Consider the following 12,140-nt stretch of genomic DNA (forward strand, 5'->3'; position numbering starts at 1 on the left):
ATCCCGGACCGTCGACGTGATTCAGCCCGCCTCGACCTCGCCGCGCCTGGCCTGCTTCGACGCGGCGGCGCGGAGCGCCTCGGCGACGGCCGGGGCCACGCTCTGGTCGAACACGCTCGGCACGATGAACGACGGGTTGGGCTCGGCGACGACGTCGGCGATCGCCGCCGAGGCGGCCAGCATCATCTCGTCGGTGATGTCGTGGGCCTGCGCGTCGAGCAGGCCGCGGAACACGCCGGGGAACGCGAGCACGTTGTTGATCTGGTTCGGGTAGTCCGACCGCCCGGTGGCGACGACGGCGGCGTGCCGCATCGCCAGCGTCGGGTCGACCTCGGGGTCCGGGTTGGCCAGCGCGAACACGATCGCGTCGTCGTTCATCGACCGCAGCTCGGTCTCTCCGAACAGGTTCGGCGCGCTGACCCCGATGAAGACGTCGGCCCCGACGAGCGCGTCGGCCAGCGTGCCCTGCTTGCCGTCCTTGTTGGTCTGCGCGGCGATCGAGGCGAGGTTGTCGTCCATCCCCTCGCGGCCGGTGTGGACGATGCCGTCCACGTCCACCGCGACCACGTCGGCGGTCTCCTCCGAGCCGAGCAGCCGGATGATCGCCGAGCCGGCCGCACCGACCCCGCAGACGACGACGCGGACGTCGGAGAACTTCTTGCCGACCACCCGCAGGGCGTTGCGCAGCGCGCCGAGCACGACGACGGCGGTGCCGTGCTGGTCGTCGTGGAAGACCGGAATGTCGAGCAGCTCGCGCAGCCGGCGCTCGATCTCGAAGCAGCGCGGCGCGGCGATGTCCTCCAGGTTGATGCCACCGTAGCCGGGGGCGATCAGCTGGACGGTGCGGACGATCTCCTCGGTGTCCTGGGTGTCCAGGCAGACCGGCCAGGCGTCCACGTTGGCGAACTGCTTGAACAGCGCCGCCTTGCCCTCCATGACCGGCATCGCCGCGGCCGCGCCGATGTTGCCCAGGCCGAGCACCGCGGACCCGTCGGTCACGACGGCGACGGTGTTGCGCTTGATCGTCAGGCGGCGGGCGTCGGAGGGGTTCTCCGCGATCGCCATCGACACCCGGGCGACGCCGGGGGTGTAGGCGCGGGACAGGTCGTCACGGGTCCGCAGGTTCACCTTGGACCGCACCTCGATCTTGCCGCCGAGGTGCAATAGGAAGGTCCGGTCCGAGACCTTGCGGACCGAGAAGCCCTCGAGCTGCTCGATGGCGGTCTTGATCTCCTCGACGTGCTCGGTGTTGCGGGCGTTGACCGAGATGTCGACGACGAGGCTCTCGGTGCGCGCCTCGACGACGTCGAAGGCGGTGACGACGCCGCCGACCTGTCCGACGGCGGCGGTGAGGTCACCGGCGGAGGTGGGGTGGGCGGGGGCGTCGACGCGTGCGGTGATGGCGTAACCGGGACCGGGAATGGACACGGCCCGGAACAGTACCGCCGGCAGTGTGGTTACCGTGGCGTCAACGATGTGACGACGCGCGTCACCGGTCCCCGGCGTCGTCCGGGGGGATCCGCGGCAGCGGACCGGTGGGGGCGTCGGCGACGGCCATCTTCGCCGCCGAGTCGGTCGGGGCGCGGGTCCCGAGCGCCGCCAGCGCGGCCTCGTCCCCCACGTCGGCGCCGCTCCGCTCGGACAGCAGCCAGCGCACCTCCAGCAGGTCGCAGTAGGCCTGCACGGGGTCGCCGGCACCGCCGAGGGCGGCGTGCGCGCGGGCCGAGCCGGGCTCGAGACAGTGCTCGATCCAGCTGCGGGCGGCGGCGCGGTCGGAGACCGGGAGGCCGGTGCGCCGCTGCATCCAGTCGCGGTGGGCGTTGAGGTCGCCGAGCAGGATCCTTGCCTGGCCCTCCCCCACCGCGACGCCGGTCAGCCTGCGCAGGGTCTCGGAGTGGTAGTTGCGGTCGCCCACGGCGATGTGCAGCCGCGACCGGCCGTCGCCGACCGGGAGCAGCGACACCTCGTCCACCGCGAAGCCCAGGTCGTTGAGCTCGCGGATGGCGCCCTCGACCCGGTAGCGGTCACCGAAGGCGAACACCGGGGAGGGATGCAGTGCCTCCCACAGCTCCCGGTAGCGCTCGGGCAGCGCGGTGGCCTCGTCGATCAGCTGTGGCATCAGCTCCGGCGGCCGGTCCAGCGACATCGCGAGGTCGATCATCCCGGCGGCGACGTTCTCCACCAGGATCGTCACGTCGTGCTCGCGCTGGCCGTCGGACAGGCCGTCCGGGTGCACCTCGCTGGTCTCGGCGTCGACCAGGAACGCCTGCAGGGTCTGGCCGTCGCGGGTGAACAGCGTGTTGTTCAGCGAGCAGTCGCCCCAGAACACGCCGTGCCGGTGCAGCTCGACCAGCAGCGAGATCATCGCGTCGAACAGCCGGGCGCGGTGGCGCGGGCGGTTCGGCGGCAGCCGCAGGAACAGCCTGCGGTACTGCCAGGACCCGGCCAGGTAGCGGGTCACCAGGATCGCGGTGTCGTGCGCGGGCTGGTTCACCAGCCCGGCCGGGCGCACGGCGGGCAGGTACTGGTGCTCGAGGCGGCGCAGGACGTCGTACTCCCGGCGGGCGATCCGCTCCGGCATGTCCTTGAGCGCCCACAGTGCGCCGTCGGCCTCGACGAACCGCACGAGGTGCCTGCTGGGCCCCACCTCCATGTCCCGCAACGGGACCCGGGCCGCGTCCCACTGTTCCAGCGGCTCGTTCCACGGCAGGGCGATCAGCTCGGGGCCGGGTGCGCGCAGCACCAGCTCCGGCGCTACGGGCTCCATTCAGGACACCCCCCGCGCGCCGCGGGCGGGTGGGGCGGTGGAGCCGCGGATGACCAGCCGGGTCGGCAGGGTGACCAGCGGGTCGACCGGCTCGCCGGCCAGCATCGCGAGTGCGGTACGGGCCGCGACGGCGCCCTGTTCCGCCGCGGGCTGGGCCACGGTGGACAGGTCGGTGAGCACGGCGAGCGGGTGGTCGTCGATGCCGATGACCGACACGTCGCCGGCACGGCGAGGCCGGCCCGGCGCAGGGTGCCGACCGCGCCGAGGGCCACCTCGTCGGTGTGGGCGTACACCGCCGTCGGGGGGTCGGAGAGCCCGAGCAGCTCGCCCATCGCCCGCGCCCCGCCCTCCGGGCTCCACGGCACGGTGACCGTCAGGGCCGGGTCGTGCGCGACGCCGGCGTCGGCGAGTGCGGCCCGGTAGGCCGCGGCGCGCCCCTCGGGCTGGCCCGGGTCCAGCTCGGGGTCGGTGGTCACGATCATCCCGATCCTCCGGTGTCCGAGGTGGAGCAGGTGGTCGACGGCCTGCCGGCCGGCGACGGCGTCGTCGATCGACACCGAGGGGTGGTGCCCGATCCGGGTACCCGCCGACACGATGCCGACCCCGATCCGCTCCAGCCGGGCGCGCTCCGCGACGTCGACGTCGACGTCGAGCAGCACGACGGCGTCGGCACGCCGGCGGGCGGGCAGCTCGGCGAAGAACGCGCGCCGGGCCGCGGCGTCGCCCAGGTGGTAGAGCAGCAGGTCGCGCCCGGCCCCGCGGAGCACGTCGGCCAGCCCTTCCAGCGCGGCGCCGAACCACCAGCGCGACAGGTGCGGCACGACGACCGCGATCCGCCCGGTGGTCCCCCGCGCGAGCCCGGACGCGTCCGGGCTGACCACGTACTCCAGGGCGCGCGCGGCGTCCCAGACGCGGGCACGGGTGGCCGCGGCGACGTGGGGGTGATCGCTGAGCGCACGCGACGCGGTGGCCGGTGAGACCTTGGCCAGCCGGGCCACGTCGGCCAGGTTGACCGGTTCGGGCACGCCCCATGTATGCCGAAAGCTGGAAGCGATTGCAAGAGGGGATGTTATCCGACCGCACTGGACCGAAGCCTGTGGATCAGTGAGGATCGTCGCCGGACGACGCGGTCGCTGTGAGCCTTGACACTCCCGGGTGAAAGGCCCACAGTCTCCGCTGGAAACGCTTCCAACGTCGCCGAGGCGCGACCTCGCGGAGCAGCGGTATCGGACACGGGAGTTCGGAGTTGACCATGCGTCGCACACGGTGGAGGAGGACGCTGGCCGCCGGTGCGGCCACCGTCGCCCTCGCCCTGCTGGCGGGCTGCGGAGGCGCACCCGCGGGCCCGCCGGTCCTCAACTGGTACATCAACCCCGACGACGGGGGGCAGGCCGAGATCGCCCAGCGCTGCTCGGCGGCGTCGAACGGGCAGTACTCGATCGCGGTGTCGGTGCTGCCGCGTCAGTCCGCGGAGCAGCGTCAGCAGCTGATCCGCCGGCTCGCCGCCAACGACAGCTCGATCGACATCATGTCCATCGACCCGCCCTACATCCCCGAGTTCGCCGAGGCGAAGTTCCTGGCCCCGGTGCCCGAGGACGTCGCGCAGCGGACCACCACGGGGATCGTGAACTCCGCGAAGGAGGGCGCCAGCTGGAACGGCAGGCTGGTCACGGTGCCGTTCTGGGCGAACACCCAGCTGCTCTGGTACCGCAAGTCCCAGGTCGCAGGGACCGGGCTGGACCTGTCGAAGCCGGTCACCTGGGACCAGGTCGTGGCGACCGCGCAGGAGAAGAACTCGATCGTCGCCGCGCAGGGCATCCGGGCCGAGTCCCTGACCGTGTGGCTGAACGCGCTGGTCGAGAGCGGCGGCGGGCAGATCGTCACCAACGCCTCGCCGCAGGACCCCGAGGGCGTGCAGCTGGGGCTGGACTCCCCCGCCGCGACGAAGGCCGCCGAGATCATGAAGGCCGTCTCGGCCGTCGGCGGGCCCGGTTTCTCGACCAACTCCGAGGACGAGAACTCCAACGCCTTCCAGTCCGGTGACGCGATGTTCCAGGTCAACTGGCCGTTCGTCTGGGGCAAGGTCAACAGCGCCGTCGAGGACGGGAGCGTCCCGCAGTCCACACCGGACGACTTCGGCTGGGCGCTCTACCCGCAGACCGAGGCCGGCAGGCCCTCGGCGCCGCCCTACGGCGGGATCAACCTCGGCGTCGGCGCCTTCAGCAGGCACGTCGATTTGGCCTACCGGGCCACCGAGTGCATCACCTCGACCGAGAACCAGAAGCAGTACTTCCTGACCAACGGCAACCCGGCGGCACGGATCTCGGTGTTCTCCGACCCCGACGTCGTCGAGAAGTTCCCGATGGCCCCGGTGATCGCCCAGTCGCTGCAGCAGGCCAAGCCGCGTCCGCAGACGGCGTACTACAGCGAGGTCTCCGAGTCGATCCAGCGCACCTACCACCCGACCGCGGGCATCGACCCGCCCACCGTCGGCCCCGCGACCGCCGCGCTGATCAAGGCGGTCCTGGCCAAGGAGGAGCTGCTGTGACCGCGACCCAGCCGACGACCACGCGGCCCGGGGGAGCCGCCGGGGCGGCGCCCGCCCCGCGCGGTGGCAGCGACCGGGCCCGCGCCGAGCAGAAGCTCGGCTGGTACCTGGCCGGGCCGGCGTTCGCGGTCATGCTCCTGGTGACGGCGTACCCGATCGTCCAGGCCGTCTACTACTCGCTGTTCGACTACCGGCTGACCGACCCGGACAACATCTCCTTCGTCGGCCTGAAGAACTACGCGGTCATCCTCACCGACTCGATCTGGTGGACCTCGTTCGGCGTCACGGTGTTCATCACCGTGGTCACCGTCGCGGTCGAGCTCGTGCTGGGCTTCCTGCTGGCGCTGGTGATGATGAACGCGCTCAAGGCGATCCGGCCGGTCCTGCGTGCGGCGATCCTGATCCCCTACGCGGTCATCACCGTCGTGTCCGCGTTCGCCTGGCAGTACGCGTTCTCCCTGGACTCGGGCTTCGTGAACTCCTGGTTCGGCTGGCTGCCCGGGGTCTCCGCGGACACCGACTGGTTCGGCTCGGCCGGCTCGTCGCTGTTCGTGATCTGCCTGGCCGAAATCTGGAAGACGACCCCGTTCATCTCGCTGCTGCTGCTCGCGGGTCTGGCCCAGGTGCCCGACGTGCTGCAGGAGGCCGCCCGCGTCGACGGCGCGAGCTGGTGGCAGCGGATGTGGAAGGTGACGCTGCCGAACATGAAGGCGGCGATCATGGTCGCCCTGCTGTTCCGGACCCTGGACGCGTTCCGCGTGTTCGACTCGGTGTTCGTCATGACCGCGGGCGCGAACAACACCGAGACGGTGTCGTTCCTCGCCTACCGCCAGACCATCGCCCGTGTCGAGATCGGGCTCGGGTCCGCGGTGTCGGTGCTGCTGTTCCTGTCCGTGGTGATCATCTGCATCGGGTTCATCAAGGGGTTCAAGGTCGACCTGTCCCAGGCCCGAGGGGAGAAGTGATGTCCACCCGCGAGAGAGTCCTGTGGATCGTCGCCGGCATCGCGATCGTCGTCTACGCCCTGTTCCCGGTGGGCTGGATCGTGTCGCTGTCGCTGAAGTCGAGCGACGACATCGCCAACAGGCAGTTCCTGCCGACGTCGGTGTCGTGGAGCAACTACGAACAAATCCTGGTCGGTGACGCGGCCGAGCTGTTCCTGCCCGCCCTGCGCAACTCCTTCGGCATCTGCATCATCGCCACGTTCCTGGCGTGCGTGCTCTCGATGTTCGCCGCCTACGCCATCGCCCGGCTCGACTTCCGGGGCAAGCGGCTGATCCTGTCGACCGCGCTGGCGGTGGCGATCTTCCCGGTCATCTCGATCGTCACGCCGCTGTTCAACCTGTGGCGCCAGATCGGGCTCTACGACACCTGGCCCGGCCTGATCATCCCCTACCTGTCGCTGACGCTGCCGCTGTCGATCTGGACCATGTCGGCGTTCTTCCGCGAGATCCCGTGGGAGATGGAGCAGGCCGCCCAGGTCGACGGCGCCACCACCTGGCAGGCGTTCCGCAAGGTGATCGTCCCGCTGGCGACGCCGGGGGTGTTCACCACCGCGATCCTGGCGTTCTTCATCGCCTGGAACGACTTCGCCTACGGCATCTCGCTGACCTCGACCGGTGCGTCCCGCCCGGTCCCGGCCGCGCTCGGCCTGTTCTCCGGCGCCTCGCAGTTCGAGTCGCCCAACGGCCCGATCGCCGCCGCCGCGGTCATCGTGACCATCCCCGTCGTCGTGCTCGTGCTGCTGTTCCAGCGGCGCATCGTCGCGGGGCTCACCAACGGCGCCGTCAAGGGCTGACACCCCGTACCCAGAGAGAGGAACCGACCGGCCATGGCGTCGATCGAGATGAAGAACATCGTCAAGACCTACGGGGACGGCTTCCCGGCCGTGAACGACGTGAGCATGGACATCGCCGACGGCGAGTTCATGATCCTCGTCGGTCCGTCCGGCTGCGGGAAGTCGACGCTGCTGCGGATGATCGTCGGCCTGGAGGACATCACCTCCGGCGACATGGTCATCGCCGGCAACCGCGTCAACGACAAGGCACCGCGCGACCGGAACCTGTCGATGGTGTTCCAGAACTACGCGCTCTACCCGCACCTGTCGGTCTTCGAGAACATCGCGTTCCCGCTGCGCCTGGCCAAGGCCCCCGAGGACGAGGTGAACCGGAAGGTCGAGGACGCGGCGAAGGTCCTGGAGCTCGGCGAGCACCTGCAGCGCAAGCCCGCGAACCTGTCCGGCGGCCAGCGCCAGCGGGTCGCGATGGGCCGCGCCATCGTCCGCGACGCCGACGCCTTCCTGTTCGACGAGCCGCTGTCCAACCTGGACGCGAAGCTGCGCGGGCAGATGCGCACCGAGATCGCCCGGCTGCAGCGCCGCCTCGGCATCACCACCGTCTACGTCACCCACGACCAGACCGAGGCGATGACCCTCGGCGACCGCGTCTGCGTGCTGCGCAAGGGCGTCATCCAGCAGGTGGCCTCACCACGCGAGCTCTACGAGCAGCCGGTCAACCTGTTCGTCGCCGGCTTCATCGGGTCGCCGCCCATGAACTTCCTGCCCGCGACCGTCGCCGGCAACCAGCTGGAGACGCCGTTCGGTCCGATCGAGCTCGACGCCGCCCGCGCCGAGAAGGTCGCCGGCCGCGAGCTCGTGCTGGTCGGCATCCGGCCGGAGTACTTCGAGGACGCCTCCCTGGTCGACGAGGCCAAGCGCCACGTCGGGTCGACCTTCACCGCGAAGGTCGACGTGACCGAGTGGCTGGGCGACTCGCAGTACGCCTACATCCCCTACGAGGCCCCGGCCGAGGTCGAGACCAAGCTCAAGGAGCTGTCCCGGGAGCTCGACGTCGACCAGCTGCGTACCCAGGCGATCGTGTCGATCGACTCGACCAGCCGGATCCGTGAGGGCCGTGACGCCGAGTTCTGGCTGGACGCCCGCAAGATCCACGTGTTCGACCCGGAGTCGGGCGAGAACCTCACCCGCGACCCCGACGCCGGCGCCGAGCTGACCCGGATCGCGGCCGAGGACCGCGCCGAGCAGGTCGCCCAGGCCCGCGGCCAGGGCTGACCCGCCGCCCGGGGTCGCACCGGACCGCCCAGGGCCGCACCGGACCGCCCGGAGTCGCACGAGCGGGCCGTTCGTACGAAAGGTTCGTACGAACGGCCCGCTCGTGAGCGTGCGGGGTGCGGGTGCGGGCCCGGGTGGGTGGGCGGAGGCGGGTGAGGTGCGTGGGGTCAGAGGGCGCGCACGTCGCGGCGGTAGCGGGTCTCGGCGACGCCGGCGAGCGTGCGGGCCATCACGCCGAGCACGAAGCGCTGCGACGGGTAGGCGGCGAGCCAGGCCAGCCGTCCGGCGAGCCCGCGCGGGGTGAAGTGCAGGGTCTGGGCGTAGCGGCTGGTCAGCCGTCCGGTGGGGACGACCGCGAGCTCCAGGCGGGCGTCGCCGGGCAGCCGGTCGGCCGCGCGCAGGACCAGGCGGCGCCCCGGTGCGACCTCCTCGACGGTCCACCGGCCCAGGGGTTCGCCCGGGAGCAGGCGCGGCGGGCCGTCGCCGTGCCGACGCGGGACGACACCGGGACCCCCGGCGAGGACGTCGAGATGACCGGCCAGCGTCGCGACCCCCGGGACGGTGTACCAGCCGTGCGGGCCGCCGAGCGTCTCGATCACCGGCCACACGGCGCGGGCGGGCGCGGCGACGTCGTGGGTGTCGGTCGTGGACCACTCCAACGGGCCGCTGCCGGGCGGGTCGGCCGGCCCCGGGCCGGCCGCGCCGACGCCGTCGAGAGCGCGTCGGACGGCGGTGCGGTACGGGGTCCGTCCGCCGGGCGGGGTGCCGATGAGCGCGTCGAGGGCGGCGAGATCGTCGGGGTCGGCCACCAGCTCGTGGCGCATCGACTCGACCAGCGGCTCGGCCAGGCCGCGGCCGACCGGGGTGAGCGCGGCGACGGCGCGGGCGGTGAGCCGCGGCGCGGAGAGCGGGACGGGCACCGGGAACGGCCGCAGCAAGCCGGCCTCGGCGGCGAACTCGCTCATCAGCGAGCGGTAGGTGTGCACGTCGGGTCCCCCGACGTCGAACGCCCGGTTCACCGCGGCGGGCAGGTCGAGGCAGCCCACGAGGTCGTGCAGCACGTCGTCGACGGCGATCGGCTGGATCCGGTTCCAGGCCCGGTCGGGCAGCGGCAGGACCAGCGGGCCGCCCATCGCGGTCTCGGTCAGGTGCCGGATCATCTCGAAGCTGGCCGAGCCGGTGCCGACGACGATCCCGGCCCGCAGCACGGCGGCCGGGACCGGACCGGCGAGCAGGATGTCGCCGACCTCGCGGCGCGAGGACAGGTGCTGCGACACCCGCCGGGTGCCGGTCTCGGGCTGCAGCCCGCCCAGGTAGACGATGCGGTGCACGCCGGCCGCGGCGGCACCGTCGGCCAGGGCGTGTGCGGCGGTCCGGTCGCGGTCGGCGTAGCCGGGTCCGTCCATGGCGTGCACCAGGTGGACGACGGCGTCGACACCGTCGCAGGACCGACGGACGTCGGCGGGGTCCCGGGCGTCGCCACGGACGGCGTCCACCCGGTCGCCCCACGGGTGTGCGGCGAGCTTGCCCGGGGTGCGGGCGAGCACCCGGACGTCGTGGCCGGCGTCGAGCAGACGCGGTACGAGCCGGGAGCCGATGTAGCCGGTGGCGCCGAGGACGAGCACGTGCATGGGGCGATCCTCGCGGTCCCGGCCGCGCGGCGCGCGCCGGGGTGACGACCGGCTCAGGGGATCCCGGCCAGCCGCAGACCGGCCGTGGTCGCCGCGGCGAGCACGACGACCAGCACGAACGGCACCCGGACGGCCAGCGCACCGGCGGCCACGGCGACCCCGGCCGGGCGGGCCCAGCCGGCGAAGGCGTCGCCCTCGAACCAGGTGCCGGTGGCGACGAGGGCGACGAGCAGCCCGACCGCGCCCAGCTCGACGAGCCGGACCGTGCGGGCCGACAACGCGACCCGGTCGTGCAGGAGCAGGGGCAGCAGGCGCATCAGGTAGGTCCCGCCGGCCAGGACGAGCAGCGCGGCGACGGTCACGACTGCTCCCCCGTCGTCCGGCCGGCCGCGCCGACGCCGAGCAGGCCTGCCAGCACGGGCAGGCCCACCGGCAGGAACGGCGCGCAGGCCAGCGACACGGTGGCGGCGGCCGCACCGACCCGTCGGGCGTCGACCCGGCGCAGCATGGGGACGAGCATGGCCAGCAGCGCGGCCGGGAAGGCGGCGTCGAGCCCGAACGCTGCCGGGTCCGGCACGCTCGCCCCGAGCACCAGCCCGGCCGCGGTGTCGAGCTGCCAGCAGAGGTACTTCGCGACGCCGAGGATGCGGAACGCGCGCCGACCCCGTCCGGGGGTGTCGGTGCGGGCCAGTACGAACGCCGTCGACTCGTCGGTGACGACGTGCGCCGCGGGCCACCGCCGCCATCCCCCGCCCAGATGGCGGGCCAGCGCCAGGCCGAAGGGCAGGTGACGCAGGTTCAGGATCAGCCCCGCCGCGACCGCGGCCCACACCCCTCCGCCCGCGGCGAGCACGCCGGTGACGAGCAGCTGGGCGCCGCCCGCGAACACCAGCAGCGACATGGCCATCGTCATGGCCGGGGACAGCCCCGCGGCCGGCGCGAGCGCGCCGAAGGAGACCCCGACGACGGCGACGGCCACCGCGATGGTCAGGGCGTCGCGGACATCGCCGCGCGCCGTTCGCTGTGTCGAACGCATGCCCGCTACAGTGAACGGACCCCCAGTGTTCGTCAAGTCGAACGGAGTGGCCGATGGATCGAACGTCCGGTCCGCCGCTGGCCTCGATCGCCGCCGCGATCCGCCGCGAGCGGGAGCGTCTCGGGATCTCCTCCTCCGAGCTGGCCCGCCGGGCCGGGATCGCGAAGTCGACGTTGTCCCAGCTGGAGGCGGGAACCGGGAACCCGAGCGTGGAGACGCTGTGGGCGATCGCCGTCGTCGCCGGGGTGCCGTTCGCCGCCCTGGTGGAGCCGCCGTCGTCGCCGGTACGGGTGGTGCGGTTCGCCGAACGCCCCGCGATCCGGTCGGAGGAGGCCGCCTACACCGGGGCGCTGCTGTCCCCGTGCCCGCCGGGGGCGCGCCGCGATCTGCACCTGGCCACCTGCGAGCCGGGGCCACCCCGCGCGGCCGAGCCGCACTCCCCCGGCACCGTCGAGCACGTGGTGGTGTCGACGGGCCGGTGGGTCGTCGGGCCGGACGGCGAGGAGGTCGAGCTGGACCCGGGCGACCATCTGACGTTCCCGGCCGACCGCCCGCACTCCTACCGGGCACTCACCCCGGGTGCGACCGCGGTGCTCGTCATGGAGTACCGCTGATCAGGTCCCGCTGGCGCCACGGGTCGCCGAACCCGGCTCACGGTCCGGTCCGCCCTCGGTGATGCGGTGCAGCAGGCCGTCGAGCAGACCCTCGTCCCGGCCGCCGCGGTCACCGCCGCCGTCGCCGCCCTTCTCCGACTCCGGCAGCGCGTACTGGCGGACCCAGTCGACCTGCATCTCCGACGGCTTCACCTCACCGCCGCCCTTCGGGAACCAGTCGAGCTGCACGGTCAGGTGCATCGGGCCGGGCGGCAGGATCGACGTGTCGTCGGTGTGCCACCACTGCCTGCCGTCGACGAACGCGGTCACGCCGTCGGGCGTCCACTCCACGGCCCAGTTGTGCCACTGGGTGGCGTCGATGTCGACCGAGCCCTGGACCTGGGAGTTGTCCTCGCCGTAGTGCAGGAAGAGGTTTTTTCTGAACTTGCTCACGGTGGTTGTCCTCCAGCTGGTTCGTGGGGTCGGGGTTTTGAG

11 protein-coding genes and 1 pseudogene are annotated in these 12,140 nt (G+C 72.5%); 5 read left to right on the forward strand and 7 right to left on the reverse strand.

The window, feature by feature from the left end; all coding sequences use genetic code 11:
• Positions 1-21: 21 nt before the first annotated feature.
• The 3 genes and pseudogenes from KPF47_RS19345 to KPF47_RS19355 all read right to left on the reverse strand — a co-directional run bounded on the left by KPF47_RS19345 (position 22) and on the right by KPF47_RS19355 (position 4,104).
• Complete coding sequence (locus KPF47_RS19345) at positions 22-1,428, reverse strand: NAD-dependent malic enzyme (protein WP_224390146.1); 1,407 nt, start codon at positions 1,426-1,428, stop codon at positions 22-24.
• A 61-nt stretch (positions 1,429-1,489) separates the two neighbouring features.
• Positions 1,490-2,767: a DUF4032 domain-containing protein gene (locus KPF47_RS19350; protein ID WP_224390147.1), complete on the reverse strand. Its 1,278-nt coding sequence runs from the start codon at positions 2,765-2,767 to the stop codon at positions 1,490-1,492.
• Positions 2,768-4,104 (reverse strand): annotated as a pseudogene (locus KPF47_RS19355) (LacI family DNA-binding transcriptional regulator). It abuts the gene before it with no gap.
• On the opposite strand from KPF47_RS19355, the gene KPF47_RS19360 reads away from it, so the two are divergent.
• Genes KPF47_RS19360 through KPF47_RS19375 form a run of 4 tightly spaced genes read left to right on the forward strand, consistent with a single transcriptional unit; the run spans position 4,020 to position 8,385 of the window.
• The gene (locus tag KPF47_RS19360) at positions 4,020-5,315 is read left to right on the forward strand and encodes an extracellular solute-binding protein (RefSeq protein WP_224390148.1); all 1,296 of its coding nucleotides are present in this window, start codon (positions 4,020-4,022) and stop codon (positions 5,313-5,315) included. The pseudogene KPF47_RS19355 and the gene KPF47_RS19360 overlap by 85 nt on opposite strands.
• Positions 5,312-6,280 carry a carbohydrate ABC transporter permease gene (locus KPF47_RS19365; RefSeq protein WP_224390149.1) on the forward strand — a complete coding sequence of 323 codons (969 nt, stop codon included), beginning with the start codon at positions 5,312-5,314 and terminating at the stop codon, positions 6,278-6,280. The genes KPF47_RS19360 and KPF47_RS19365 overlap by 4 nt, the downstream gene beginning before the upstream one ends.
• Positions 6,280-7,113: a carbohydrate ABC transporter permease gene (locus KPF47_RS19370; protein ID WP_224390150.1), complete on the forward strand. Its 834-nt coding sequence runs from the start codon at positions 6,280-6,282 to the stop codon at positions 7,111-7,113. The genes KPF47_RS19365 and KPF47_RS19370 overlap by 1 nt, the downstream gene beginning before the upstream one ends.
• A 33-nt stretch (positions 7,114-7,146) precedes the next feature.
• Positions 7,147-8,385: an ABC transporter ATP-binding protein gene (locus tag KPF47_RS19375; RefSeq protein WP_224390151.1), complete on the forward strand. Its 1,239-nt coding sequence runs from the start codon at positions 7,147-7,149 to the stop codon at positions 8,383-8,385.
• A gap of 167 nt (positions 8,386-8,552) precedes the next feature.
• Here the strand turns inward: KPF47_RS19375 and KPF47_RS19380 are convergent, their stop codons facing one another.
• The 3 genes from KPF47_RS19380 to KPF47_RS19390 are packed head-to-tail and all read right to left on the reverse strand — an operon-like array spanning position 8,553 to position 11,052.
• A complete protein-coding gene (locus KPF47_RS19380) occupies positions 8,553-10,016 on the reverse strand; it encodes a DUF2867 domain-containing protein (RefSeq protein WP_224390152.1) in 1,464 nt (487 codons plus the stop codon).
• A gap of 53 nt (positions 10,017-10,069) precedes the next feature.
• On the reverse strand, positions 10,070-10,378 hold the full coding sequence (locus tag KPF47_RS19385; protein ID WP_224390153.1) for an AzlD domain-containing protein: 309 nt from the start codon (positions 10,376-10,378) through the stop codon (positions 10,070-10,072).
• On the reverse strand, positions 10,375-11,052 hold the full coding sequence (locus tag KPF47_RS19390) for an AzlC family ABC transporter permease (RefSeq protein WP_224390154.1): 678 nt from the start codon (positions 11,050-11,052) through the stop codon (positions 10,375-10,377). Before KPF47_RS19390 ends, KPF47_RS19385 begins: the two co-directional genes overlap by 4 nt.
• 53 nt (positions 11,053-11,105) lie before the next feature.
• Here KPF47_RS19390 and KPF47_RS19395 point away from each other — a divergent pair, with 53 nt between their 5' ends.
• On the forward strand, positions 11,106-11,666 hold the full coding sequence (locus KPF47_RS19395) for a helix-turn-helix domain-containing protein (RefSeq protein ID WP_224390155.1): 561 nt from the start codon (positions 11,106-11,108) through the stop codon (positions 11,664-11,666).
• Here KPF47_RS19395 and KPF47_RS19400 read toward each other — a convergent pair whose 3' ends face one another.
• Complete coding sequence (locus KPF47_RS19400) at positions 11,667-12,098, reverse strand: glycoside hydrolase family 16 protein (RefSeq protein WP_224390156.1); 432 nt, start codon at positions 12,096-12,098, stop codon at positions 11,667-11,669. It lies immediately after the preceding gene.
• Positions 12,099-12,140 lie beyond the last annotated feature (42 nt).

The sequence above is a fragment of the Pseudonocardia sp. ICBG1293 genome (assembly GCF_020131355.1).
GTDB lineage: Bacteria > Actinomycetota > Actinomycetes > Mycobacteriales > Pseudonocardiaceae > Pseudonocardia.

Bases quoted from the DNA above. Each gene is read 5' to 3' on its own strand.
- KPF47_RS19350 (WP_224390147.1), bottom strand. From the start codon at position 2,767: ATGGAGCCCGTAGCGCCGGAGCTGGTGCTGCGCGCACCCGGCCCCGAG.
- KPF47_RS19360 (WP_224390148.1), top strand. From the start codon at position 4,020: ATGCGTCGCACACGGTGGAGGAGGACGCTGGCCGCCGGTGCGGCCACC.
- KPF47_RS19370 (WP_224390150.1), top strand. From the start codon at position 6,280: ATGTCCACCCGCGAGAGAGTCCTGTGGATCGTCGCCGGCATCGCGATC.
- KPF47_RS19375 (WP_224390151.1), top strand. From the start codon at position 7,147: ATGGCGTCGATCGAGATGAAGAACATCGTCAAGACCTACGGGGACGGC.
- KPF47_RS19380 (WP_224390152.1), bottom strand. From the start codon at position 10,016: ATGCACGTGCTCGTCCTCGGCGCCACCGGCTACATCGGCTCCCGGCTC.
- KPF47_RS19390 (WP_224390154.1), bottom strand. From the start codon at position 11,052: ATGCGTTCGACACAGCGAACGGCGCGCGGCGATGTCCGCGACGCCCTG.
- KPF47_RS19395 (WP_224390155.1), top strand. From the start codon at position 11,106: ATGGATCGAACGTCCGGTCCGCCGCTGGCCTCGATCGCCGCCGCGATC.